The sequence below is a fragment of the Streptomyces sp. MS191 genome (assembly GCF_008042125.1).
GTDB lineage: Bacteria > Actinomycetota > Actinomycetes > Streptomycetales > Streptomycetaceae > Streptomyces.
In genome coordinates this window covers 275,779-300,023 of sequence record NZ_RDBI01000066.1, presented here as the reverse complement: position 1 = coordinate 300,023, position 24,245 = coordinate 275,779, and the positions used below count along the sequence as shown (strand labels likewise).

24 protein-coding genes and 1 pseudogene are annotated in these 24,245 nt (G+C 72.7%); 17 read left to right on the top strand and 8 right to left on the bottom strand.

Annotated elements, in window-relative coordinates; all coding sequences use genetic code 11:
• Positions 1-4: 4 nt before the first annotated feature.
• On the top strand, positions 5-1,597 hold the full coding sequence (locus EAO71_RS29965) for an acyl-CoA carboxylase subunit beta (protein ID WP_147980929.1): 1,593 nt from the start codon (positions 5-7) through the stop codon (positions 1,595-1,597).
• Between the two features lie 18 nt (positions 1,598-1,615).
• Complete coding sequence (locus tag EAO71_RS29960) at positions 1,616-1,828, top strand: acyl-CoA carboxylase subunit epsilon (RefSeq protein WP_147980928.1); 213 nt, start codon at positions 1,616-1,618, stop codon at positions 1,826-1,828.
• A 77-nt stretch (positions 1,829-1,905) separates the two neighbouring features.
• Here EAO71_RS29960 and EAO71_RS29955 read toward each other — a convergent pair whose 3' ends face one another.
• Entirely contained in the window at positions 1,906-3,294 is a 1,389-nt protein-coding gene (locus tag EAO71_RS29955; protein ID WP_147980927.1) for an MFS transporter, read from the bottom strand.
• Positions 3,295-3,364: 70 nt separating this feature from the next.
• On the opposite strand from EAO71_RS29955, the gene EAO71_RS29950 reads away from it, so the two are divergent.
• From EAO71_RS29950 to EAO71_RS29945, 3 genes are all read left to right on the top strand, one after another.
• Entirely contained in the window at positions 3,365-4,000 is a 636-nt protein-coding gene (locus EAO71_RS29950) for a TetR/AcrR family transcriptional regulator (protein ID WP_261992415.1), read from the top strand.
• A gap of 138 nt (positions 4,001-4,138) precedes the next feature.
• Positions 4,139-4,267, top strand: coding sequence for a morphogenic membrane protein MmpB (gene mmpB / locus EAO71_RS39275; RefSeq protein WP_261992414.1), 129 nt, complete (start codon positions 4,139-4,141; stop codon positions 4,265-4,267).
• Positions 4,268-4,362: 95 nt separating this feature from the next.
• The gene (locus EAO71_RS29945) at positions 4,363-4,968 is read left to right on the top strand and encodes a Maf family protein (protein WP_147980925.1); all 606 of its coding nucleotides are present in this window, start codon (positions 4,363-4,365) and stop codon (positions 4,966-4,968) included.
• A gap of 51 nt (positions 4,969-5,019) precedes the next feature.
• Here the strand turns inward: EAO71_RS29945 and EAO71_RS29940 are convergent, their stop codons facing one another.
• Complete coding sequence (locus EAO71_RS29940; protein ID WP_261992413.1) at positions 5,020-5,433, bottom strand: hypothetical protein; 414 nt, start codon at positions 5,431-5,433, stop codon at positions 5,020-5,022.
• A gap of 386 nt (positions 5,434-5,819) precedes the next feature.
• Here EAO71_RS29940 and EAO71_RS29935 point away from each other — a divergent pair, with 386 nt between their 5' ends.
• Both EAO71_RS29935 and EAO71_RS29930 read left to right on the top strand, forming a co-directional pair.
• Positions 5,820-7,574 (top strand): acetyl/propionyl/methylcrotonyl-CoA carboxylase subunit alpha, encoded by a 1,755-nt coding sequence (locus EAO71_RS29935; RefSeq protein WP_147980923.1) that lies wholly within the window; start codon positions 5,820-5,822, stop codon positions 7,572-7,574.
• Between the two features lie 144 nt (positions 7,575-7,718).
• Positions 7,719-8,264 (top strand): TetR/AcrR family transcriptional regulator, encoded by a 546-nt coding sequence (locus EAO71_RS29930; protein WP_147980922.1) that lies wholly within the window; start codon positions 7,719-7,721, stop codon positions 8,262-8,264.
• Positions 8,265-8,283: 19 nt separating this feature from the next.
• Here the strand turns inward: EAO71_RS29930 and EAO71_RS29925 are convergent, their stop codons facing one another.
• Positions 8,284-9,207 (bottom strand): DeoR/GlpR family DNA-binding transcription regulator, encoded by a 924-nt coding sequence (locus EAO71_RS29925; protein WP_384868348.1) that lies wholly within the window; start codon positions 9,205-9,207, stop codon positions 8,284-8,286.
• Positions 9,208-9,419: 212 nt separating this feature from the next.
• Positions 9,420-10,859, bottom strand: coding sequence for an NAD(P)H-quinone dehydrogenase (locus EAO71_RS29920; RefSeq protein WP_147980920.1), 1,440 nt, complete (start codon positions 10,857-10,859; stop codon positions 9,420-9,422).
• Between the two features lie 194 nt (positions 10,860-11,053).
• Between EAO71_RS29920 and EAO71_RS29915 the strand changes: the two genes are divergently transcribed.
• Together EAO71_RS29915 and EAO71_RS29910 are read left to right on the top strand one after the other, a co-directional pair.
• Positions 11,054-11,491 carry a gamma-glutamylcyclotransferase gene (locus EAO71_RS29915; protein WP_147980919.1) on the top strand — a complete coding sequence of 146 codons (438 nt, stop codon included), beginning with the start codon at positions 11,054-11,056 and terminating at the stop codon, positions 11,489-11,491.
• 323 nt (positions 11,492-11,814) lie between these two features.
• Positions 11,815-12,618: a purine-nucleoside phosphorylase gene (locus EAO71_RS29910; protein WP_147980918.1), complete on the top strand. Its 804-nt coding sequence runs from the start codon at positions 11,815-11,817 to the stop codon at positions 12,616-12,618.
• Positions 12,619-12,624: 6 nt separating this feature from the next.
• Here the strand turns inward: EAO71_RS29910 and EAO71_RS29905 are convergent.
• Positions 12,625-12,807: pseudogene (locus EAO71_RS29905) on the bottom strand (purine-nucleoside phosphorylase); the annotation flags it as partial.
• Positions 12,808-12,814: 7 nt separating this feature from the next.
• Here EAO71_RS29905 and EAO71_RS29900 point away from each other — a divergent pair.
• Both EAO71_RS29900 and EAO71_RS29895 read left to right on the top strand, forming a co-directional pair.
• Positions 12,815-14,467 carry a phospho-sugar mutase gene (locus tag EAO71_RS29900; protein ID WP_147980917.1) on the top strand — a complete coding sequence of 551 codons (1,653 nt, stop codon included), beginning with the start codon at positions 12,815-12,817 and terminating at the stop codon, positions 14,465-14,467.
• A 171-nt stretch (positions 14,468-14,638) separates the two neighbouring features.
• Complete coding sequence (locus tag EAO71_RS29895; RefSeq protein ID WP_147980916.1) at positions 14,639-15,829, top strand: glycosyltransferase family protein; 1,191 nt, start codon at positions 14,639-14,641, stop codon at positions 15,827-15,829.
• Between the two features lie 120 nt (positions 15,830-15,949).
• On the opposite strand, the gene EAO71_RS29890 is transcribed toward EAO71_RS29895, so the two are convergent.
• Complete coding sequence (locus tag EAO71_RS29890) at positions 15,950-16,585, bottom strand: PH domain-containing protein (protein ID WP_147980915.1); 636 nt, start codon at positions 16,583-16,585, stop codon at positions 15,950-15,952.
• A gap of 136 nt (positions 16,586-16,721) precedes the next feature.
• Between EAO71_RS29890 and deoC the strand changes: the two genes are divergently transcribed.
• The 3 genes from deoC to EAO71_RS29875 are packed head-to-tail and all read left to right on the top strand — an operon-like array spanning position 16,722 to position 20,006.
• Positions 16,722-17,681 (top strand): deoxyribose-phosphate aldolase, encoded by a 960-nt coding sequence (gene deoC / locus EAO71_RS29885; protein ID WP_147980914.1) that lies wholly within the window; start codon positions 16,722-16,724, stop codon positions 17,679-17,681.
• Between the two features lie 5 nt (positions 17,682-17,686).
• Entirely contained in the window at positions 17,687-19,123 is a 1,437-nt protein-coding gene (locus EAO71_RS29880) for an aldehyde dehydrogenase family protein (protein WP_147980913.1), read from the top strand.
• Positions 19,116-20,006, top strand: a complete 891-nt coding sequence (locus tag EAO71_RS29875) for an aldehyde dehydrogenase family protein (protein ID WP_147980912.1) — start codon at positions 19,116-19,118, stop codon at positions 20,004-20,006. Before EAO71_RS29880 ends, EAO71_RS29875 begins: the two co-directional genes overlap by 8 nt.
• Positions 20,007-20,088: 82 nt before the next feature.
• On the opposite strand, the gene EAO71_RS29870 is transcribed toward EAO71_RS29875, so the two are convergent.
• Positions 20,089-20,823: a TetR/AcrR family transcriptional regulator gene (locus tag EAO71_RS29870; protein ID WP_147980911.1), complete on the bottom strand. Its 735-nt coding sequence runs from the start codon at positions 20,821-20,823 to the stop codon at positions 20,089-20,091.
• 110 nt (positions 20,824-20,933) lie between these two features.
• On the opposite strand from EAO71_RS29870, the gene EAO71_RS29865 reads away from it, so the two are divergent.
• Positions 20,934-21,521 (top strand): NADPH-dependent FMN reductase, encoded by a 588-nt coding sequence (locus EAO71_RS29865; protein ID WP_147980910.1) that lies wholly within the window; start codon positions 20,934-20,936, stop codon positions 21,519-21,521.
• 3 nt (positions 21,522-21,524) lie between these two features.
• On the top strand, positions 21,525-23,051 hold the full coding sequence (locus EAO71_RS29860) for an MDR family MFS transporter (protein WP_261992411.1): 1,527 nt from the start codon (positions 21,525-21,527) through the stop codon (positions 23,049-23,051).
• Here EAO71_RS29860 and EAO71_RS29855 read toward each other — a convergent pair.
• Positions 22,981-23,379 carry a hypothetical protein gene (locus EAO71_RS29855; protein WP_147980909.1) on the bottom strand — a complete coding sequence of 133 codons (399 nt, stop codon included), beginning with the start codon at positions 23,377-23,379 and terminating at the stop codon, positions 22,981-22,983. The two genes, EAO71_RS29860 and EAO71_RS29855, sit on opposite strands and share 71 nt — an antisense overlap.
• Before the next feature lie 61 nt (positions 23,380-23,440).
• Here EAO71_RS29855 and EAO71_RS29850 point away from each other — a divergent pair, with 61 nt between their 5' ends.
• Entirely contained in the window at positions 23,441-24,136 is a 696-nt protein-coding gene (locus tag EAO71_RS29850; protein ID WP_147980908.1) for a uridine kinase family protein, read from the top strand.
• Positions 24,137-24,245: the final 109 nt, after the last annotated feature.

Genomic DNA, 24,245 nt, shown 5'->3' with positions numbered 1-24,245 from the left:
CCCGATGTCCGAGTCGGTACAGCCACAAGAAATCGACATTCACACGACCGCGGGCAAGATCGCGGATCTGCAGCGCCGTATTGACGAGGCGACCCATGCCGGTTCCGAGCGCGCCGTGGAGAAGCAGCACGCGAAGGGCAAGCTGACTGCGCGTGAGCGGATCGCCCTGCTGCTCGACGAGGGCTCCTTCGTCGAGCTCGACGAGCTGGCCCGGCACCGCTCGACCAACTTCGGCCTGGAGAAGAACCGTCCGTACGGCGACGGTGTCGTCACCGGCTACGGCACGGTCGACGGGCGCCCCGTCGCCGTCTTCTCGCAGGACTTCACGGTCTTCGGCGGCGCCCTCGGCGAGACCTTCGGCCAGAAGATCATCAAGGTGATGGACTTCGCGCTGAAGACCGGTTGTCCGGTCATCGGCATCAACGACTCCGGCGGCGCGCGCATCCAGGAGGGTGTCAACGCGCTGGGCATGTACGGCGAGATCTTCCGCCGCAACACCCACGCCTCGGGCGTCATCCCGCAGATCTCGCTGGTCGTCGGCCCCTGCGCGGGCGGCGCGGTCTACTCCCCCGCGATCACCGACTTCACGGTGATGGTCGACCAGACCTCGCACATGTTCATCACCGGTCCCGACGTGATCAAGACCGTGACCGGCGAGGACGTCGGCTTCGAGGAGCTGGGCGGCGCGCGGACGCACAACACCACGTCCGGTGTCGCCCACCACATGGCGGGCGACGAGAAGGACGCGATCGAGTACGTCAAGTCCCTGCTGTCGTACCTGCCTTCGAACAACCTGTCCGAGCCGCCCGCGTTCCCCGAGGTCGCCGACACCGAGGTGACGGACGAGGACCGCGAGCTGGACGTCCTGATCCCGGACTCCGCGAACCAGCCGTACGACATGCACACGGTCATCGAGCACGTCGTCGACGACGGCGAGTTCCTGGAGACCCAGGCGCTCTTCGCCCCGAACATCCTCACCGGCTTCGGCCGGGTCGAGGGCTTCCCGGTCGGTGTCGTCGCCAACCAGCCGATGCAGTTCGCCGGCTGCCTGGACATCGACGCGAGCGAGAAGGCCGCGCGTTTCGTCCGCACCTGCGACGCCTTCAACATCCCGGTGCTGACCTTCGTGGACGTGCCCGGCTTCCTGCCGGGCGTCGACCAGGAGTACGGCGGCATCATCCGCCGCGGCGCCAAGCTGATCTACGCCTACGCCGAGGCGACCGTCCCGCTCATCACGGTCATCACGCGCAAGGCCTTCGGCGGCGCCTACGACGTCATGGGCTCCAAGCACCTGGGCGCCGACCTCAACCTGGCGTGGCCCACCGCGCAGATCGCGGTCATGGGCGCGCAGGGCGCGGTCAACATCCTGCACCGCAGGACCATCGCCGCCGCGGACGACCAGGACGCGGAGCGCGCCCGGCTCATCCAGGAGTACGAGGACACCCTGCTCAACCCGTACACGGCGGCCGAGCGCGGCTACATCGACGGCGTGGTCATGCCGTCGGACACCCGCCCGCAGATCGTGAAGGGCCTGCGTCAGCTGCGCTCGAAGCGGGAAAGCCTGCCTCCGAAGAAGCACGGCAACATCCCTCTCTAGGCCTGCAGGAGGGTCGCCATGATCAAGGTCGTACGAGGAAACCCGACCCCGGAGGAGCTGGCCGCCGCCCTGGCGGTGGTCCAGGCCCGGGCCGCGGCGACGGCGGCGGCGTCCGCCGCCGGCAGCGGCCCGGAGGTCCCCGAGGGCTGGTCCGACCCGTCGCGGATCGCCCGCGGGGTGCGGCACCGGCCCGGGCCGCGCTCCTGGGCGCGGTCCTACTGGCCCGCGTAGCGGGACGAGAGGACGAACGAGCGAGCGAGAAGGCCGGACCCCATGTGCGGGGGGTCCGGCCTTCTCGTCGTCCCGGGTCACGCGCGGCGCAGGAAGAACCCGGCCAGGACCGCGCCGGCGAGCACGATCGCCGCGTTGACCAGGACCGCGAGGCCGATGCCGTCGAGGACCGTGGCCGAGGTGACGACGACGGCGCTCATGATCGGCGTGCCCATCGTGATGCCGATCTGCTGGGTCATGGTGGCCAGGCCGGTCGCCATGCCCTGCTCGGAGTCCGGCAGCCCGGAGGTGGCGGTGACCATGAAGCCGACGATGGCGAGCATGTTGCCGACGCCGCCCAGGAAGGTGGCGGCGAGCAGCAGCCAGAGCCCGCTCCGGTCGTCGCCGAGGGCGTAGAGGGCGAGGGTCGCGGCGGCCTGGAGGAGGCCGCCGGCGACGAGGGCGGTGCGGGCCCCGCGGCGGCCGATGAAGCGGGGCGCGAGGACCCCGCCGGCGACCGTCCCCGCGCCCAGGACGCCGAAGGAGAGCCCGGCGGCGAGCGGCGAGAAGCCGAGGACGTCCTGGAGGTAGAGCGTCATCAGGAAGACCAGCGAGGTCTCGGTGGCGAAGGCGACGAGCCCGGCGAGGTTGCCCCAGACGACCGTGCGGCGCCGCAGGACGCGCAGCGGCACGAGCGGGGAGACGGCCCGCTTCTCGACGAACCGGAAAGCGGTCAGCAGCACGGCGCCGGCGCCGAGTGCGGTCAGCGGGACGGGGTCGGTCCAGCCGCGCTCGCCGGCCGCGGTCAGGCCGTAGACGAGGGCGAGCAGGCCGCCGGTGACGGTGACAGCGCCGGGGACGTCGAGCCGCGGACGGACCTCCGGACGGCTCTCCCGGAGGACGGCGGGGGCGACGAGGAGGACGGCGAGCGCGACCGGCACGTTGATGAAGAAGGCCCAGCGCCAGGAGAGCAGATCGGTCAGCACGCCGCCGAGGACGGCGCCGGTGGTGAAACCGGCCGACATCAGTGCGCCGTTGAGTCCCAGCGCCTTGTCGCGCAGCGGGCCCTCGGGGAAGGACGAGGTGAGCAGGGACAGGCCGGCCGGGGTGACCGCGGCGGTGGCCAGGCCCTGGGCGACCCGGGCGGCCATGAGCATCTCGGGGCCGGTGGCCAGGCCGCCCACGAGGGAGGAGAGGCCGAGGACGGCCATGCCGCCGAGGAAGATCCGGCGGCGGCCGAGGATGTCGGCGACGCGCCCGAACAGGAGGGTGAATCCGGCGGCCGCGAGGGCGAAGGCGGTGGCGATCCACTGCAGGTGGGCGAGGGAGAAGCCGAGTCCTTCGCCGATGACGGGCAAGGCGACGTTCAGGATCGAGAAGTCGACGGCCAGCATGAACTGGGCGACGAGCAGGACGAGGAGGACGAGCCGCATCCGCCCGCCCATGCGGGTGGACGCGGGTGCGGCGGTGACATCGAGGGCAACCATCGGCGAGACCTCTTAATGGGATACTTGTTCCGTTAGGATGTCCGGGACAGTAGCAGACTGGAGAGCATTAATGGAACAGGAGACCCGTTTGACTGAGAGCCGACCGGCCGTGCCCGGCACCGTGCGCCCCGGCGGCCGCACCGCGAAGGTGCGGCAGGCCGTGCTCGAAGCCACCGAGGACGCCCTGGCCGCCGCGGGCTTCCACGCGCTGAACATGGACCACATCGCCGCCGGCGCCGGCGTCGGCAAGACCACCGTCTACCGGCGCTGGGGCTCGCCCGTGGGGCTCGTCGCGGACCTGCTGCGCGACATGGCCGACCGCTCCCTGCCCGCCTCGGACACCGGCAGCCTGGCGGGGGACCTGCGGGCCAACGCCGCACTCGTGCTCAGGACCCTCACCGACAGCCGGATGGGCGCGGTCTTCCGCGCCGTCGTCGCGGCGGCAGCCTGCGACGAGGAGTGCGCCGAGGCGCTGAACGGCTTCTACCGGGCCCGCCTGGAGGAATGGGCCCCCGTCGCCGGGCGCGCCGCCGCGCGCGGCGAGATCTCCCCGGACACGGACGGCACGGAGCTGCTGCGCGCGGTCTCGGCCCCGCTCTACTACCGCTTCATGATCACGCGCGAGCCGCTGGGCCCTGCGGACGCGGAACGGGCGGTGGCGGCCGCCCTGGCGGCGGCGGAGGCCGGGGCGTTCACCGCGCGCTGACCGGCGACGGAGGACGGGGCCACCGGCCGGGCGGCGGCGAGCCGGCGGCCCGCGGGCGCCGAAATGGTCCGTCGGCACCGGTGCGCCTGAGTACSSGTACTCAGGCGCACCCGCCCTCGCGCGCGCAGGATCGACCTCATGCTGTGGTCCGACCCGAAGAACGAGCCGCCGAAGGAGATGCGGGACATGCAGGCGATGCTCCGGCGCGCCTCCATCCTGCTGGCCCTGGCGATGCTGGTCGCCATGCTGGCGGCCGGCCTGCACTGAGACGCGCCGCGTCCCCGCCCGCACGGACACGCGCCGCGTCCCGGCCCGCCCGGACACGCCCCGCACCGGGGGCCCGTACTGGCTACGCTGCCCCCATGACTGCTGATCGCCGCCGTGTCGTGCTCGCCTCCGCCTCCCCCGCCCGTCTCGGCCTGCTGCGGCAGGCCGGACTCGCCCCCGAGGTCATCGTGAGCGGCGTCGACGAGGACAAGGTGCACGCCCCCACCCCGGCCGAGCTCGCGCTCTCGCTCGCCGAGGCGAAGGCCGCCCACGTGGCCGCCCGCCCGGAGGCCTTCGGCGCCCTCGTCATCGGCTGCGACTCGGTCCTCGAACTGGACAAGCAGGCCCTCGGCAAGCCCGCGGACGCCGAGGAGGCCACGGCCCGCTGGCACGCGATGCGCGGCCGGGTGGGCATCCTGCAGACGGGCCACTGCGTCTACGACACCGCCGCCAAGCGCTACGAGTCGGCGACCGCCTCGACCGTCGTCCGCTTCGGCGAGCCGACGGACGCCGAGATCGCGGCCTACGTGGCCAGCGGCGAACCGCTGCACGTGGCGGGCGCGTTCACCCTCGACGGGCGCTCGGCGCCGTTCATCCAGGGGATCGACGGGGACCCGGGCAACGTGATCGGCCTGTCCCTGCCCCTGCTGCGCACCCTGCTCGGGAAGCTGGGCGTCTCCATCACCGACCTCTGGGAGTGACGGGCTGCCCCGCCGGACGGCCGGGGCCCGCCCGGGCCCGCCGCGCCCGCCCTACGCGGGCGTCGGCGACGCGCCGTGCTCCCGCTCCGGCGCCTCGGCGTCCTTCCCGTAGGCCACCAGGGTCAGCACGATCAGCCCGAGCACGAGCACCATGAACGCGAACGCGCCCCAGCCGATCAGACCCACCGTCACGGCGCCGAGCACACCGTGCACGACCGCGCAGCCGACGAGCAGGATCCGGCCCGCCCGGCCGGGACGCCGGTCCCGTACGCCCGCGAGCAGGGCGACGAGCGCGCACAGGGCGAGCAGGACGCCCGAGACGATGCCCAGCACCCACGTGCCGGTGACCATCGCGTCCGGGTCCATCCCGTCCAGGGACATGGACTGGACCTCCAGGAAGCGCGCCATGACGGCGTTGAGGGCGACGATGCCGGGTGCCTCCAGAAGGAGCACCGCCGCCGTCACGAGTGCTATCGGTCTCCGGGCCACCTCGGCCACCCCCTGTTGACGGCTGTTACCTGCAGTACGGACGACAGCGCGAAGGCTACTGACTGGTAAACCCGGGGACAAGGGTTCGTGCGGCGGGACGGGACGGCAAAGAATCACTGGGCCATTCGTAGGGACTCCACAAAGAAACCCGTTCGGCGACTGGCTCCAGGAACAGAGACCTGCGCCACACCTCGGAGCTACTGTGCCGTAAAGAAACCCTGCGTACCGTGGTACGACAAGGGATTTCACGACCCGAGCAGGCCTGGTATCACGCTCCGTGTGGGCAAGCTCACCACTGGGGACGGGTCGAAAGGCCGTGTCGGCAGTCCCTAAACTCAGCTTGTTTCAAGGAGGGAGCCATCGTGCGCAAGGTGCTCATCGCCAACCGTGGCGAAATCGCTGTCCGCGTAGCCCGGGCCTGCCGGGACGCCGGGATCGCCAGCGTAGCCGTCTACGCCGATCCGGACCGGGACGCTCTGCACGTCCGCGCGGCCGACGAGGCGTTCGCTCTGGGCGGTGACACCCCGGCCGCCAGCTATCTGGACATGGCCAAGGTGCTGCAGGCGGCGAAGGACGCGGGGGCGGACGCGATCCACCCCGGTTACGGCTTCCTTTCCGAGAACGCCGAATTCGCCCAGGCCGTTCTCGACGCCGGTCTGACCTGGATCGGCCCGCCGCCGCAGGCCATCCGCGACCTCGGCGACAAGGTGGCGGCCCGTCACATCGCCCAGCGCGCGGGCGCCCCGCTGGTCGCGGGCACGCCCGACCCGGTCTCCGGCGCCGACGAGGTCGTCGAGTTCGCCAAGGAGAACGGCCTGCCGATCGCCATCAAGGCGGCGTTCGGCGGTGGCGGTCGCGGCCTCAAGGTCGCCCGCACGCTCGAAGAGGTCCCCGAGCTCTACGACTCCGCCGTCCGCGAGGCGGTCGCCGCCTTCGGTCGCGGCGAGTGCTTCGTCGAGCGCTACCTCGACAAGCCGCGCCACGTCGAGACCCAGTGCCTCGCCGACTCGCACGGCAACGTCGTCGTCGTCTCCACCCGTGACTGCTCGCTGCAGCGCCGCCACCAGAAGCTCGTCGAGGAGGCGCCCGCGCCGTTCCTGACCGAGGAGCAGAACGCGGAGCTGTACGCCGCCTCGAAGGCGATCCTGAAGGAGGCCGGCTACGTCGGCGCCGGCACGGTCGAGTTCCTGGTCGGCCTCGACGGCACGATCTCCTTCCTGGAGGTCAACACCCGTCTGCAGGTCGAGCACCCGGTCACCGAAGAGGTCACCGGCATCGACCTGGTCCGCGAGATGTTCCGGATCGCCGACGGCGAGGAGCTCGGCTACGACGACCCGGCCATCCGCGGTCACTCGTTCGAGTTCCGGATCAACGGCGAGGACCCGGGCCGCAACTTCCTGCCCGCCCCGGGCACCGTCACCACCTTCGCCGCGCCGACCGGCCCCGGTGTCCGCCTGGACGCGGGCGTCGAGTCCGGTTCGGTCATCGGCCCGGCCTGGGACTCGCTCCTGGCCAAGCTGATCGTCACCGGCGCCACCCGCGAGCAGGCGCTGCAGCGCGCCGCCCGCGCGCTGGCGGAGTTCCAGGTGGAGGGCATGGCCACGGCCATCCCGTTCCACCGTGCCGTGGTCGTCGACCCGGACTTCACCGCGGACCCGTTCCGGGTCCACACCCGGTGGATCGAGACCGAGTTCGTCAACGAGATCAAGCCGTTCGCGCCGGCCGGTGCCGACGCGGACGAGGACGAGGCCGGTCGCGAGACCATCGTCGTCGAGGTCGGCGGCAAGCGTCTCGAGGTCTCCCTGCCGTCCTCGCTCGGCATGACCCTGGCCCGTACGGGTCTGGCCGCGGGCGCCAAGCCGAAGCGCCGTGCCGCGAAGAAGTCCGGCCCGACGGCCTCCGGCGACATCCTCGCCTCCCCGATGCAGGGCACCATCGTGAAGGTGGCCGTCGAGGAGGGCCAGGAGGTCAAGGAGGGCGAGCTCATCGTGGTCCTGGAGGCCATGAAGATGGAGCAGCCGCTCAACGCGCACCGCGCGGGCACCGTCAAGGGCCTGTCCGCCGAGGTCGGCGCGTCGATCACCTCCGGCGCCGCGATCTGCGAGATCAAGGACTGATCCGCACCCGGATTCGGTCCGAAGGGCCCGCAGGCGCATCCGCCTGCGGGCCCTTCGGCGATCCACCCCGGCCGGCACCCGGCCGGCCGCCCCTCCCGTAGTCCGGCCGCCCAGGCCGGTTCACGCGCCGACCCGAGGAGTCCCATGCGTGCCGACGCGCGCCGCAACCACGAGCGCCTGCTCGCCGAGGCCCGCGCCTCCTTCGCGGAGCACGGCACCGACGCCTCCCTGGAGGACGTCGCCCGCCGCGCGGGCGTCGGGATCGGCACGCTCTACCGGCACTTCCCGAACCGGGACGCGTTGATGAGCGCGGTGTTCCAGGAGGCCCTGGCGGCACTCCTGCAGCGCTCGCACGATCTGGCGGAGGCCGAGGACCCGTGCCGGGCGCTCGTGGAGTGGCTGCGGGCCCTGATCACCCATGCGGGTGAGTACCGGGGGCTCGCGCGCGCCCTGATGTCGGCCTCGTACGACGGGAGTTCGGCGCTCTCCCGGTGCAGCGTGCCGTTGCGCGAGGCCGGCGAGCGGCTGCTCGCCCGGGCCCGGGCGGCGGGCACGGTCCAGGACGACGTGTCGATCGGCGATCTGATGCAGCTCACCAACGCGATCGCGCTGGCGGCGGAACAGACCCCGGAGGACACGGGCCTGGCGGACCGTCTGCTCATGCTGACCCTGCGGGGGCTCAGCAGGTGAGGGACCGGCCGGACCCGTCTCAGCGCCGGCGCATGTCCGCGACCCGTGCCGTGCGCTCCGGTACGAGCGCCTCGGCGGCCAACGCGGCCGTCGGACCGCGGAACTGACCGCCCGGATGCCTGGCGCGCTGTCCCGGTAGCGGGACGTCACGACGGGGCCGGCCGCCCGGGGGGACCGTGTCACCCGCGGGTCCCGTCCCCGTACCGGCCACCGCGATCTGGACGCCCTGGTCGGCCAGGGCCTGCAGTTCGGTGGCGGCCCGGTCGTCGTGCGCCGGGGGTTCGTCGGTCACCAGCCGTGTGATCACGTCCGTCGGCACCGTCTGGAACATGGTGTCGGTGCCGAGCTTGGTGTGGTCGGCCAGCACCACGACCTCCGCCGCCGCCTGCACCAGCGCCCGGTCCACGCTCGCGGAGAGCATGTTGGAGGTGGACAGGCCGCGCTCGGCGGTCAGGCCGCTGCCGGAGAGGAAGGCGCGCGAGACCCGCAGGCCCTGCAGGGACTGTTCGGCCCCGCTGCCCACGAGCGCGTAGTTCGAGCCACGCAGCGTGCCGCCGGTCATGACGACCTCGACCCGGTTGGCATGGGCCAGCGCCTGGGCGACGAGCAGCGAGTTGGTGACGACGGTCAGGCCCGGCACACGGGCGAGCCGTCGGGCCAGCTCCTGCGTGGTCGTCCCCGCGCCGACGACGATGGCCTCGCCCTCTTCGACGAGGCTCGCGGCGACGTCGGCGATGGCCGTCTTCTCGGCCGTGGCCAGATGGGATTTCTGCGGGAAGCCGGATTCCCGGGTGAAGCCGCCCGGCAATACGGCACCGCCGTGCCGGCGGTCGAGGAGTCCTTCTGCCTCCAGCGCCCGCACGTCCCGCCGTACGGTCACTTCTGAGGTCTGGACGACGCGGGCGAGCTCACGGAGCGACACGGCCCCGTTGGCGCGCACCATTTCGAGGATCAACTGACGACGTTCTGCAGCGAACACGAAACTGACAGTAACCTGACCGGCCGATACTTTTCAGCACTATGCGCCGAATTGCAGAAGATGCACACAGACGGGGCCTCCAGGTGGTATGGGAGGCCCCGTCGTCGATCGTCGCGCGCGGCGACTTGCCCGGGGGTGCCGGGGGTTGTCCGGGTCGGTGCAGGCCGGAGGCCGTACTAGCCCTCGCCGCCCGCCTTTCGGGTGTGCAACTGCCGTGCCACTTCCGCGATCGAGCCCGACAGGGAGGGGTACACGGTGAAAGCCTTTGCGATCTGTTCCACCGTCAGATTGTTGTCGACCGCGATCGAGATCGGATGGATCAGCTCGCTCGCGCGGGGGGCGACGACACAGCCGCCCACCACGATGCCCGTGCCCGGCCGGCAGAAGATCTTGACGAAGCCGTCGCGGATGCCCTGCATCTTCGCGCGCGGGTTGCGCAGCAGCGGCAGCTTGACGACCCGGGCGTCGATCTTGCCCGCGTCCACGTCGGCCTGGGTGTAACCGACGGTGGCGATCTCCGGGTCGGTGAAGACGTTCGAGGAGACCGTCTTCAGGTTCAGCGGGGCCACCGCGTCGCCGAGGAAGTGGTACATCGCGATCCGGCCCTGCATGGCGGCGACCGAGGCGAGCGCGAAGACGCCGGTGACGTCGCCGGCCGCGTAGACGCCGGGGGCGGAGGTGCGGGAGACCTTGTCGGTCCAGATGTGACCCGAGTCCTTCAGCCGGACCCCGGCCTCCTCCAGACCCATTCCGGCCGAGTTCGGGATCGCGCCGACCGCCATCAGGCAGTGGGTGCCGGAGATGACCCGGCCGTCGGCCAGGGTGACCTCGACCCGGTCGCCGACCCGTTTGGCGGACTCGGCGCGCGAGCGGGCCATGACGTTCATGCCGCGGCGGCGGAAGACGTCCTCGAGCACGGCGGCGGCGTCCGGGTCCTCGCCGGGCAGCACGCGGTCGCGGGAGGAGACGAGGGTGACCCGGGAACCGAGGGCCTGGTACGCGCCGGCGAACTCGGCGCCCGTCACACCGGAACCGACCACGATGAGCTCCTCGGGGAGCTCCTTGAGGTCGTAGACCTGCGTCCAGTTCAGGATCCGCTCGCCGTCGGGCTGCGCGTCGGGCAGCTCGCGCGGGTGGCCGCCGGTCGCGATCAGCACGGCGTCGGCGGTCAGCGTCTCCTCGGTGCCGTCGGCGGCCGTCACGATCACCTGGCGCGAGCCGTCCACGGCCTGCCGGCCGGAGAGCCGGCCGCGGCCGCGCAGGACCCGGGCGCCGGCCCGGGTGACGGAGGCGGTGATGTCGTGCGACTGCGCGAGCGCGAGACGCTTCACCCGTCGGTTGACCTTCCCGAGGTCCACGCCGACGACGCGGGCGGCCTGGTCGATGTGCGGGGTGTCGTCGGCGACGATGATGCCCAGCTCCTCGTACGAGGAGTCGAAGGTGGTCATCACCTCGGCCGTCGCGATGAGGGTCTTGGAGGGGACGCAGTCGGTCAGGACGGACGCGCCGCCGAGGCCGTCGGTGTCGACGACGGTCACCTCCGCGCCGAGTTGGGCGCCCACCAGGGCCGCCTCGTATCCGCCGGGTCCGCCGCCGATGATCACGATCCGGGTCACGTGGGTTACGCCTCGCGCTCTCGTTCTGCCGGGGGGTCCCCCGCTGGGCTGCAGTGCGTACGCCATTGTCCCGCACGCTTCAAGTGCGTACCCCATTGTCCCGTACGCCGCGGGTGTCCTCGCGCCGGGGCCTCCATACGGCCGCCACCACGGACTTCCGCGACCACCCCTCCCCCTCCCGTACCCTCGACCCCATGTCGCTCTACGCCGCGTACGCCGGCAACCTCGACGCGCGGCTCATGACCCGCCGCGCCCCGCACTCCCCGCTGCGCGGCACCGGCTGGCTCAACGGCTGGCGGCTGACCTTCGGCGGCGAGCAGATGGGCTGGGAGGGGGCACTGGCCACGATCGTGGAGGCACCGCGCTCGCAGGTCCTCGTCGCGCTCTACGACATCGCGCCGATGGACGAGGACTCGATGGACCGCTGGGAGGGCGTCGGACTCGACATCTACCGGCGGATGCGGGTGCGGGTGCACACCCTGGACGGCGAGGAGCCGGCCTGGGTGTACGTGCTCAACGCCTACGAGGGCGGACTGCCCTCGGCCCGGTACCTGGGCGAGATCGCGGACGCGGCGGAGTCGGCGGGCGCGCCGCACGACTACGTGATGGAGCTGCGCAAGCGCCCCTGCTAGGGCGTGTGGCGAAAGGAGCGCCGTCCGCCCGGGTCGCGGGGCAGGCGGGACTTTCGCAACACGACCTGAAAGGCGGGTCCGGGCGAGGCGCCGCCCGATTGCGCCCGTGACGGGCGTCACGCGCCGGCTCGTGGCGGTATCGATGTGGCGGAAGGCATCGGGACGTCACCACCTCGACGTTCGTCGGAAACGACAAGACAACGATCGCATGTCCGTCAGCATCGTCATCTACGCGCGTAGGAATTCTCGGGCTACGCTTCTGCGCGTAGGAAATCCGTCCGGGGCTCCCCCCTCGGACCCCCCTCCCCGAGGCGAGAGAGTCAGTGAACGCAACTGCCACCCCGTACGAGGCCGCCGAGGCCGCTGCCACGCGCCTTCGCGAGCTGACCGGCACCGAGACCCACGACGTCGCCCTGGTGATGGGCTCCGGCTGGGCCCCCGCCGTCGACGCGCTCGGCGCCCCGGAGGCCGAGTTCCCGGTCACCGAGCTCCCCGGCTTCCCGCCGCCGGCCGTCGAGGGACACGGCGGCAAGGTCCGCTCGTACAAGATCGGTGAGAAGCGGGTCCTGGTCTTCCTGGGCCGTACGCACTTCTACGAGGGCCGGGGCGTCGCCTCCGTCGCCCACGGGGTGCGCACCGCCGTCGCCGCCGGCTGCAAGACCGTCGTGCTGACCAACGGCTGCGGCGGCCTGCGCGAGGGCATGCGCCCCGGTCAGCCCGTGCTGATCAGCGACCACATCAACCTGACGGCCGCCTCCCCGATCGTCGGCGCCAACTTCGTGGACCTCACCGACCTCTACTCGCCGCGGCTGCGCACGCTGTGCAAGGAGATCGACGAGACCCTCGAAGAGGGCGTCTACGTGCAGTTCCCCGGGCCGCACTACGAGACCCCGGCCGAGATCAACATGGTCCGCGTCATGGGCGGCGACCTGGTCGGCATGTCCACCGTCCTGGAGGCCATCGCGGCCCGCGAGGCCGGCGCCGAGGTCCTGGGCATCTCGCTCGTCACCAACCTGGCCGCGGGCCTGTCGGGCGAGCCGCTGAACCACGAGGAGGTCCTCCAGGCCGGCCGCGACTCCGCGGCCCGGATGGGCGAGCTGCTCACCCGGGTGCTCGACCGCATCTGATCACCGGCGCAGGCCGCCGCAGCCGTTGGTCAGCACGACGGTCTTGCAGCCGGCGGCGACGGCGGTGCGCACCCCGTGGGCGACGGAGGCGACGCCCCGGCCCTCGTAGAAGTGCGTACGGCCCAGGAAGACCAGGACCCGCTTCTCACCGATCTTGTACGAGCGGACCCCGCCCGTACCCCGAAAGGCACCCACCGTGACGCAGGACGACCTCATCGCCCGGGCCCAGGCCTGGCTCGCCGAGGACCCCGACAGCGAGACCCGCGACGAGCTCGCCAGGCTCATCGAGTCCGGTGACCGCGCCGAGCTCGCCGACCGGTTCGCCGGCACCCTCCAGTTCGGCACCGCCGGCCTGCGCGGCGAACTGGGCGCGGGCCCGATGCGGATGAACCGTTCCGTGGTGATCCGCGCCGCGGCCGGCCTCGCCGCCTACCTCAAGGCGAAGGGCCAGGAGGGGGGCCTCGTCGTCGTCGGCTACGACGCCCGCTACAAGTCCGCCGACTTCGCCCGTGACACGGCCGCCGTCATGACCGGCGCCGGGCTGCGCGCGGCCGTGCTGCCGCGCCCGCTGCCGACGCCCGTCCTCGCGTACGCCATAAGGCACCTGGGCGCCGTGGCCGGCGTCGAGGTGACCGCCAGCCACAACCCGCCGCGGGACAACGGCTACAAGGTCTACCTCGGCGACGGCTCGCAGATCGTGCCGCCGGCCGACGCGGAGATCGCCGCCGAGATCGCCGCCGTGCGCGCGCTCGCCGACGTGGCCCGCCCGGAGGAGGGCTGGGAGACGCTGGGCGACGAGGTCCTGGACGCCTACCTGGCCCGGACGGACGCCGTGCTGACCCCCGGCTCCCCCCGCACCGCGCGGACCGTCTACACGGCGATGCACGGTGTCGGCAAGGAGGTCCTGACGGCCGCCTTCGCCCGGGCCGGGTTCCCGCCGCCGGCGCTCGTCGCCGAACAGGCCGACCCGGACCCGGCGTTCCCCACGGTGGCGTTCCCGAACCCGGAGGAGCCGGGCGCCATGGACCTCGCCTTCGAGGCGGCCCGTGCCGTGGGCCCCGACCTCGTGATCGCCAACGACCCCGACGCCGACCGGTGCGCGGTGGCCGTGCCGGACGCCTCCGCCGAGGGCGGCTGGCGGATGCTGCGCGGTGACGAGGTGGGCGCGCTGCTCGCCGCGCACCTCGTGCACAAGGGCGCCCGGGGCGTGTTCGCCGAGTCGATCGTGTCGTCCTCGCTGCTCGGCCGGATCGCCGAGGCCGCGGGCGTCGGCTACGAGGAGACCCTGACGGGCTTCAAGTGGATCGCCCGGGTGGAGGGTCTGCGGTACGGCTACGAGGAGGCGCTCGGTTACTGCGTCGACCCCGAGGGCGTCCGCGACAAGGACGGCATCACGGCCGCGCTGCTGGTCGCCGAGCTGGCCTCGGTCCTCAAGGAGCAGGGCAGGACCCTGACGGGCCTGCTCGACGACCTGGCCGTGGCCCACGGACTGCACGCCACCGACCAGCTGTCGGTGCGGGTCGAGGACCTGAGCGTCATCTCCGACGCGATGAGCGCGCTGCGCGCGCGTCCGCCGGTCTCGCTGGCGGGGCTGACCGTGACGACGGCGGAGGACCTGACGAAGGGCACGGAGTCGCTGCCCCCGACCGACGGTCTGCGCTACTACCTGGAGGGCGAGTTCCGCGCCCGGGTCATCGTCCGGCCCAGCGGCACGGAGCCCAAGCTCAAGTGCTACCTGGAGGTCGTGATCCCGGTGGCCGACGCCGGCGGGCTCGCGACGGCCCGCGCGAAGGGCGCCGAGGTCCTGGCCGCGATCAAGCTGGATCTGGCGGCCGCTGCCGGGCTCTGAGCCCGGGACTCCCCCGAGGGGCCCGAACGGAGGACGCCTCCGTTCGGGCCCCTCGTGGCGTTCCCGTGCGGGTGAATTCGGTACGGCGACGGACCTGAGGCGCGTCGCACGGCCACGGGTCCGCGCCAGGGTGACCCCGGTATCCCACCGCGCACCCCTGGAGCCGCCGCCGTGCCCCCGGTCCTGACCGCCCGACCGACCGTCCCCGCCTCGCGGCGGCCCCTCCCGTCGCGCGGGCCGGGGGTTCCCCGGCAGGTGCGCGGCAGCCTGCGGCACGCGGCCCCGGCGCTGCTCGGCTACGTCGCCGTGCGGCTGGTGGGCCTGTTCGTGCTGGCGCGCTGGTCGCACCTGAAGGGGCACGGCGTGTGGCCCGTGCTCGCCTCCTCCTGGGACTCCCACTGGTACCTCGGGATCGCCGACCACGGCTACACGCACGAGTCCGGCGACCCCGCGGGCACTCCGCCGCGCAGCCTGGCCTTCTTCCCGCTCTACCCGTTCCTGGTGAAGGCCGTCGCCGCCGTGACCCCCGGTTCGCGGGCCTCCGTCGGCCTGGTGATCGCGGTGGTCTGCTCGCTGGCCGCCGCATGGGGCGTGTTCGCGGTCGGCGACCGGCTGCACGGGCGCCGGGCGGGCGTGGTCCTGGCGGTGCTGTGGGGCGCGCTGCCGGTGGGTGTCGTCCAGTGGATGGGGTACACGGAGTCGCTGTTCACCGCGCTGGCGGCATGGGCGCTGTACGCGGTCCTGGGCGGGCGCTGGGCCTGGGCCGCGGGGCTGTGCGTGGCGGCGGGGCTGACCCGGCCGACCGGAGTGGCGGTCGCGGCGGCGGTGGCCGCCGCGGCCCTGCCGGCCGCGCGCCGGGGCGACCGCGGGGCCCTGGCGGCGGCCGCCGCCGCGCCGCTGGGCTGGCTCGGCTACGTGGGCTGGGTGGCGTGGCGGGAGGGCCGCGCGGACGGCTACTTCGCCGTCCAGCGGGTGTGGGGCAACGAGTGGGACGGCGGCGCGGTGACCCGCCGGGAGCTGCGCGACCACCTGGTCTACAACAAGGACCCGCAGTTCTTCCTCGCGGTGGTGTCGGTGGTGCTCGTCGTCTCGGCCGGCCTGTACCTGCTGTGCCTGGCCGACCGCCAGCCGGCCGCGCTGCTGGTGTTCACGGGCGTCCTGCTGCTGGTGGTGCTCGGCAGCGGCGGCGTCTACTTCCCGCGCGCCCGGTTCCTGGTCCCGGCGTTCCCGCTGCTGCTCCCGATCGCCGTGGCGGTCTCCCGCGCCCGCCGCCCGGTGGCGGCCCTGACGCTGGCCGCGGCGGCGCTGTCGTCGGCGTGGCTGGGCGGGCACATGCTGCTGGTGTGGCCGGGACCGCCGTGACGGGTGCCGGGCGCGGTCCGGTGCCCGGGCGTGGGCCCGGGCCGGCGGGCGAGGGGAACGGCGAAGGGGCCGGGCACACCCGAGGGTGTGCCCGGCCCCTTCGTCCGTGCGGGGCGGCGGTCAGCCCGTCGCCAGCAGGATCACCAGCAGCACCAGGCCCGCCGCGGCCGGGGCGATGACCTCGTAGGCCCAGCGCACCCGGGGCTCGCCCTGGGCGCCGGGGCGGCCGGCGCAGCGCTCGGCGAGTTCGCGGAGGTCGGCGATCGTCTGGTCGGCCGGCGCCACCCGCGACTGGGAGTCCCGCACGTCCGCGGTGACGGAGGTGCGGCGGTGCGGGTCGTCCTGCGACGCGCGGGCCTGGCGGCGGGCCGCCGACTTGCGCTGGCGCAGCGAGACCGGGATCGACCAGAGCTGGTACTTGGCACCGGACTGGGTGAAGACCTCGCTGGAGTAGCCGGCGCGGACGTCGGCGACGGCCGCCCAGGGCAGCGTGATGTTGCGGAAGGGGTTGCGGATCCGGAGCCGGTCCTCGTTCGCGTAGACCGCGGGCCGGATCGTGAAGGCCACGACGAGCGGCACCACGAGCAGCAGCCCCGCCAGCGCCACCCACGGCGTCCTGCCCTCGCCCCGCACCATCGCGTCGATGCAGAACCAGGCGGCGAGGCCGATCAGCAGGACACCGCCCGCGATCCCGAGGGGCGAACGGAAGACGCGGTCGGCGTAGGCCGGCTCGGCGGGCGGCTGGGGGGTCGTCATAGGGCCGATTCTGCCTCACGCGCGCGCGGGCGCCTCGGCGGTCACTCCGGCCTCAGGGGACAGCCCGGACGAGCGGGTCGGAATCGACCGGGGCTGTACAGGTCGCTACGCGCGTAGATATGCTCGACTGGTGACCATGCCCACCACTGCATCCGCAGCACCCGCATTCGCCGACGTGACCACGTCCGAGAGTGCGCTGCGCCGCTTCCTCCACGGGCTGCCCGGCGTCGACGCCGTCGGCCTGGAGGCGCGCGCCGCGTCCCTCGGCACCCGCTCGATCAAGACCACGGCGAAGGCGTACGCCATCGACCTGGCCATCTCGATGATCGACCTGACGACGCTCGAAGGCGCGGACACCCCGGGCAAGGTCCGGGCGCTCGCCGCCAAGGCCGTCAACCCCGATCCGACCGACCGTACGACCCCGACGACCGCCGCGGTCTGCGTCTACCCCGACATGGTGGCGACCGCCAAGGCCGCCCTCGCGGGCTCCGGCGTCAAGGTCGCCTCCGTCGCCACCGCCTTCCCGGCCGGCCGCGCCGCGCTCCCCGTGAAGCTCGCGGACACGGCCGACGCCATCGAGGCGGGCGCCGACGAGATCGACATGGTGATCGACCGCGGGGCCTTCCTCGCCGGCCACTACCTGGAGGTCTTCGAGCAGATCTCCGCGATCAAGGCGGCGTGCGGCGACCGTGCCCGCCTCAAGGTGATCTTCGAGACCGGCGAGCTGTCCACGTACGACAACATCCGCCGCGCCTCCTGGCTCGGCATGATGGCGGGCGCCGACTTCATCAAGACCTCGACCGGCAAGGTCGCGGTCAACGCCACCCCGGCCAACACGCTCCTCATGCTGGAGGCGGTCCGCGACTTCCGCGCGCAGACCGGTGTCCAGATCGGCGTGAAGCCGGCCGGCGGCATCCGCAACACCAAGGAAGCCATCAAGTTCCTGGTCCTGGTCAACGAGACCGTCGGCGAGGACTGGCTGGACAACCACTGGTTCCGCTTCGGTGCCTCCAGCCTGCTGAACGACCTGCTCATGCAGCGTCAGAAGCTGGCGACCGGCCGCTACTCCGGCCCCGATTACGTGACGGTGGACTGATCAACATGGCATCTGCATTCGAGTACGCGCCGGCTCCCGAGTCCCGGTCCGTCGTCGACATCGCCCCCTCCTACGGCCTGTTCATCGACGGCGAGTTCGTCGACGCGGCCGACGGCAAGGTCTTCAAGACCGTCTCCCCCTCCTCCGAGGAGGTCCTCGCCGAGGTCGCCCAGGCGGGCGCCGAGGACGTCGACCGCGCGGTGAAGGCGGCCCGCAAGGCCTTCGCGAAGTGGTCCGCGCTGCCGGGCTCCGAGCGTGCGAAGTACCTCTTCCGGATCGCCCGGATCATCCAGGAGCGCAGCCGTGAGCTGGCCGTCCTGGAGACCCTGGACAACGGCAAGCCGATCAAGGAGACCCGCGACGCGGACCTCCCGCTGGTCGCCGCCCACTTCTTCTACTACGCGGGCTGGGCCGACAAGCTCGACCACGCGGGCTACGGCGCCGACCCGCGCCCGCTGGGCGTGGCCGGTCAGGTCATCCCGTGGAACTTCCCCCTGCTCATGCTGGCGTGGAAGATCGCCCCGGCCCTCGCGACCGGCAACACGGTCGTCCTGAAGCCGGCCGAGACCACCCCGCTGTCCGCGCTGTTCTTCGCGGACATCTGCCGCCAGGCCGGCCTGCCGCGGGGTGTCGTCAACATCCTGCCCGGCTACGGGGAGACCGGCGCCGCGCTGGTCGAGCACCCGGACGTGAACAAGGTCGCCTTCACCGGTTCCACCGCCGTCGGCAAGGCCATCGCGCGCTCGGTCGCCGGCACGGAGAAGAAGGTGACCCTGGAGCTGGGCGGCAAGGGCGCCAACATCGTCTTCGACGACGCCCCGATCGACCAGGCCGTCGAGGGCATCGTCAACGGCATCTTCTTCAACCAGGGCCAGGTCTGCTGCGCCGGCTCCCGCCTGCTGGTGCAGGAGTCGGTCCAGGACGAGCTGCTCGAGTCGCTCAAGCGCCGGCTGTCGACGCTGCGGCTGGGCGACCCGCTGGACAAGAACACCGACATCGGCGCCATCAACTCGGCCGAGCAGCTCTCCCGGATCACCGCCCTGGTGGAGCGGGGCGAGGCCGAGGGCGGCGAGCGCTGGTCCCCGGCCTGCGAGATCCCGTCCGCCGGCTACTGGTTCGCCCCGACGCTCTTCACGAACGTCACCCAGGCGCACACCATCGCCCGCGACGAGATCTTCGGCCCGGTCCTCTCCGTGCTGACGTTCCGCACCCCGGACGAGGCGGTCGCCAAGGCGAACAACAGCCAGTACGGCCTGTCGGCCGGCATCTGGACGGAGAAGGGCTCGCGCATCCTCGCGGTCGCGTCCAAGCTCCGGGCGGGCGTCGTCTGGGCCAACACGTTCAACAAGTTCGACCCGACCTCGCCCTTCGGCGGCTACAAGGAGTCGGGCTTCGGCCGCGAAGGCGGCCGTCACGGTCTGGAGGCCTACCTCGATGTCTGACGCGACCCGTCTGAGCGTCTTCAAGACCTACAAGCTGTACGTCGGGGGCAAGTTCCCCCGCTCCGAGAGCGGCCGGGTGTACGAGGTGACCGACTCCAAGGGCAAGTGGCTGGCCAACGCGCCGCTCTCCTCCCGCAAGGACGCCCGTGACGCGGTCGTCGCGGCCCGCAAGGCGTTCGGCGGCTGGTCGGGCGCGACGGCGTACAACCGCGGTCAGATCCTCTACCGCATCGCCGAGATGCTGGAGGGCCGGCGGGACCAGTTCGTCGCCGAGGTGGCGGACGCCGAGGGCCTGTCGAAGTCCAAGGCGGGCGCCGTCGTGGACGCGGCGATCGACCGCTGGGTCTGGTACGCGGGCTGGACGGACAAGATCGGCCAGATCGTGGGCGGGGCCAACCCGGTCGCGGGGCCGTACTTCAACCTGTCGACGCCCGAGCCGACGGGTGTGGTGACGGTCCTCGCCCCGCAGGACTCGTCCTTCCTCGGCCTGGTCTCGGTGATCGCCCCGGTGATCGCGATCGGCAACACCGCGGTCGTGATCGCCAGCGAGAAGGCACCGCTGCCGGCGCTGTCCCTGGGCGAGGTGCTCGCCACCTCCGACCTGCCGGGCGGCGTGGTCAACATCCTGTCCGGCAGGGCCGCGGAGATGGGCCCGCACCTGGCGAGCCACCAGGACGTCAACGCGATCGACCTGACGGGCGCGGACGCCGGCCTCGCCCGCGAGCTGGAGATCGCCGCGGCGGACAACCTCAAGCGCGTGCTGCGCCCGCGTCCCGTGGACTTCACGCGGGACCCGGGCACGGACCGCATGACGGCCTTCCTGGAGACGAAGACGGTCTGGCACCCGACGGGTTCGCTGGGCGCCGGCGGCTCGGCGTACTAGGGCGCGTACGGGCGGGTGGGTCACCCGCCCGCGACGGAACCCCCATGAGTGACGGCCCCCGGGTGACCCCGGGGGCCGTCGCTCACTCCCGCCCGCGTTCCACCAGGCCCGCCACCCCGTCCAGCACGCAGTCGAGCCCCGTCTCGAACTGCCAGCCGGCGTCGTCCTTGCGGGCGGCCCCCTGCGCGTAGCGCCGGTAGGTGGGGTACCGCCCCGTCTCCATCAGGTACGACATCTGCGGGGCGAGCGCCCGGCGGGTCGCGTCGCCGCTCTCCCAGCCCTGTTCCGCCATGTACCGGCCCAGCGCCGCCTCCGCCTGCGTGGCGCCGTGCACGTACGCGCCGACCGTGCGGAAGGCGGCCATCATCGTGTCCACGTCGAGGCCGAGGCCGTCCAGGGACGCCAGCTGACGCTCGGCGGCAGCCATCCGGTTCGGGGTGAGCGCGAAGAGCGGTGTCGGCATCTGCGCGAGCCAGGGGTGGCGCAGCATCATCGTGCGGGTCCGCACGGCGTAGGCCCGCAGGGTCTCTCGCCAGCCCGCTGCCCCGTCCGGCGGCTCCAGCTCCGTGGAGACCTGGTCGACCATCAGGGCCCACAGGTCGTCCTTGCCCGAGACATGGCGGTACGCGGCCATCGGCGCGACCCCCAGCTCGGTGGCGATGCGCCGCATGGTGACCGCGGCGAAGCCCTCGCGGTCGGCGACCTCGACGGCGACCGCGGCGATCCGTGCCGGGGTCAGGGACGCCCGGGGCGTGGCGGCGGGCCGATCCAGACGCTCCCACAGGGACACCTCGCGCGCCTCGTCCTCTTTCGCCATGCCGGACTCCTCTCGTTGCGTACAGCGTATGCCGAGTAGACGACGTACACATGCGGGTATACGTTGTACACACGTTGAGTACGTCGTACACATCTACCTCAGGGGGATCCATGCATCCGCTCCGCCTCGCCGTCGTCCAGGGCTCCACCCGCGACGGCCGCCTCGGCCCGGTCGTCGCGCGCTGGCTGCACGCCCACGCCGCCGCCCGCCCCGACATGACCGTCGACCTGATCGACCTCGCCGAGACCCCGCTGCCGACCGTCTTCCCGCAGCTCGGCCAGGGCCCCGCCGCCGAGGAGGACCGCGAACTGCTCGCCGCCGTCTCCCCCCGACTGGCCGCCGCCGACGCGTTCGCCGTGGTCACGCCCGAGTACAACCACAGCTATCCGGCGTCCCTGAAGAACGCCATCGACTGGCACAACAGGGAGTGGCACGCCAAGCCGGTCGGCTTCGTCGCGTACGGCGGCTTCTCGGCGGGCCTGCGGGCGGTGGAACACCTGCGCGCGGTCTTCGCCGAGCTCCACGCCGTGACCATCCGCGAGGCGGTCGGACTCCAGGGCGTCTGGGGGCAGTTCGACGACGAGGGCAAGGCCGTCGACCCCGCCGCCGACGCCGCCGCCACGTCGATGCTCGACCGACTCGCCTGGTGGGGCGAGGCCCTGCGGGACGCCCGCGCCAAGAAGCCCTACGCGGCCTGAGCCATGACGACACCTCGGGAAGATCCGCGCCTCCCCCGTCCGGGGATCACCGGCCTGATGCTCGGCATCGTCCTCGCCACTCTGGACGGCACCGTCGTCGGCACCGCGCTCCCCACCATCGTCGGCGAGCTCGGCGGCCTCGACCACCTGTCCTGGGTCGTCACGGCCTACCTCCTGACCACCGCCGTCTCCACCCCGCTCTGGGGCAAGGTCGGCGACCTCTACGGACGCAAGGGCAGCTTCCTCGCCTCCATCGGCGTCTTCCTCCTCGGGTCGGTCCTCTCCGGGGCCGCCCGGAGCATGGACCAGCTGATCGCCTTCCGGGCGCTCCAGGGGCTGGGCGCGGGCGGCCTGATGGTCGGCGCCTTCGCCCTCGTCGGAGTCCTCGTCAGCCCCCGCGACAGCGCCAGGGTGCAGGCGGTCAGCGGCACGATGCTGCCGGTCGCCTTCGTCGGCGGCCCGCTCGTCGGCGGCTTCCTCACCGACCACCTCAGCTGGCGGTGGGCCTTCTACGTCAACGTCCCGGTGGGCCTCGTCGCCGTGCTCCTCGTCTGCTTCGGGATCCGGCTGCGGACCGAACGGATCCGCGCCCGGGTCGACTGGCAGGGCGCCGCGCTCCTCACGGTGGGCATCCTCAGCCTCACCCTGCTCGCCACCCTGGCCGGCACGGAACCCGCCTGGACCTCGCCGCGGATCCTGCTGCCGGCCGCCGTCGCGGCGGTCGCGCTCGCTCTGTTCGTACGGACCGAACGACGGGCCGAGGAACCGGTGATCCCGCCCCGGCTCTTCCACAGCCGCAACTTCACCGTCGCCCAGATCCTGAGCCTGCTCGCCGGCGCCGGCATGTTCGCCTCGACCAACTTCCTGCCGCAGTACCTGCAGTTCGCTCGCGACCGCTCCTCCACCGCCGGCGGACTGCTGCTGCTCCCCCTGATGCTCGGCATGATCGTCGTCCAGCTGGTGACCGGGCGGATCATCGCGCGGACCGGCCGCTACCGGATCTACCCCGTCCTGGGCGGCGCGGTCACGACCGCCGGTGCGCTGGTACTGCTCACGCTCGACGTCGACACCCCGGTGGCCGTCGCCTCCGCGCTCACCCTCGTCCTCGGCGCCGGCCTCGGCTTCCTGATGCAGTCCACCCTGCTCATCACCATGAGCAGCGCCGACCCACGGGACATGGGCGCCGCGAGCGGCACGGTCAACCTCGTCCGCACCGTCGGCGGCTCGCTGGGGGTCGCGACGCTCGGCTCGGTCTTCGCCTCCCGGCTCTCGGGCACCGACCCCGACCTGACCCCGGCCCAGGTGGGGGCCCTGCCGGCGGCCGCACGCGAGCACTTCCGGGCGGCCGTGACGAGCGGGCTGCACGGTGTGCTCCTGGGCACGGCCGTGCTGGCCGCGCTCGCCTTCGCCGTCGCCTGGCTCGTACGGGAGATCCCGCTGCGGTCGGCGCCCGGCTCCGTCAGCCCGGCAGAAGACCCTGCGTCAGCGGACCGGCCACCGGCAGATCGGCCAGCGCCCCACCCTTCGTGACGTGGTCCGTGACGAGGTTCGTGCCCACCGGCTTGAAGTCGGCGACCTGGGTGCCCAGACCGTTGTCCAGGGGGTCTACTCCGGTGTTGGCCAGCGGGTCGAGCTGGAGCCGCGTCACCGGGCCCACGCCGTGGCCGACGGCGTCGACCAGGCCCGACCCCGCCGCGCCGGCGTCCGTGCGACCGATCCCGTCCAGCGGGAGCTGCGGCGCCGCGGCCTGCGCCGCCGCCGCTCCCGCGCCGAGCACGGCGCCGGCCGCGGTCAGGGTCAGGCCCGCCTTCAGCAGCGCGCTGCGGCGGGGGGTCCGGGATTCTGCGTGACGCGCCATGACGGTCCTTGTCGCTCGTACTTCGGGTGATCGGGTGGACACCGACAGTAGTGGAGGTGTGATGCTCGATACCAACGCCCTCCCTCGGGGGTCCCCTGCGCGGGGGAATGCCTCACACTGGTGTCCCGTGAGTTCCCAAGCGATCCCGACCCGCGTCGTCCTGCTCGCGGGCCCCTCCGGCTCCGGCAAGTCGTCCCTCGCCGCCGTCACCGGCCTCCCGGTGCTGCGCCTCGACGACTTCTACAAGGAGGCCGACGACCCGACACTCCCGCTCGTCCCGGACAGTGCCGACATCGACTGGGACTCCCCCGGTTCCTGGGACGCGGACGCCGCCGTCGCGGCGATCGTCGAACTGTGCCGCACGGGCCGGACCGCCGTCCCGGTGTACGACATCGCCACCAGCTCCCGCGTGGACCGCGAGACGCTGGACATCGAACGGACCCCGCTCTTCGTGGCCGAGGGGATCTTCGCGGCGGAGATCGTGGCGCGCTGTCAGGAACTGGACGTCCTGGCCGACGCGCTGTGCCTGCGGGGCCGCCCCTCGACGACCTTCCGCCGCAGGCTCCTGCGGGACCTCAAGGAGGGCCGCAAGTCGGTCCCCTTCCTGCTGCGCCGCGGCTGGCGCCTGATGCGTGCCGAGCGCGCCATCGTCGCCCGCCAGGCCGCCCTCGGCGCCCACCCGTGCGCCAGGCAGGAGGCGCTCGGCCGCCTCGCCTCCGCCGCGGCCGGCCGCCACCGCGCCCCCGCGGGCCTCTGACCGCACCCCGAGGGCCGCGCCCACACGAGAAACGCGGGTCGTACAAGCCCCCCCGGCTTGTGCGACCCGCGCCTTTTCCCCGTACCCCCGTACGTCCCCCGTGGTGCTG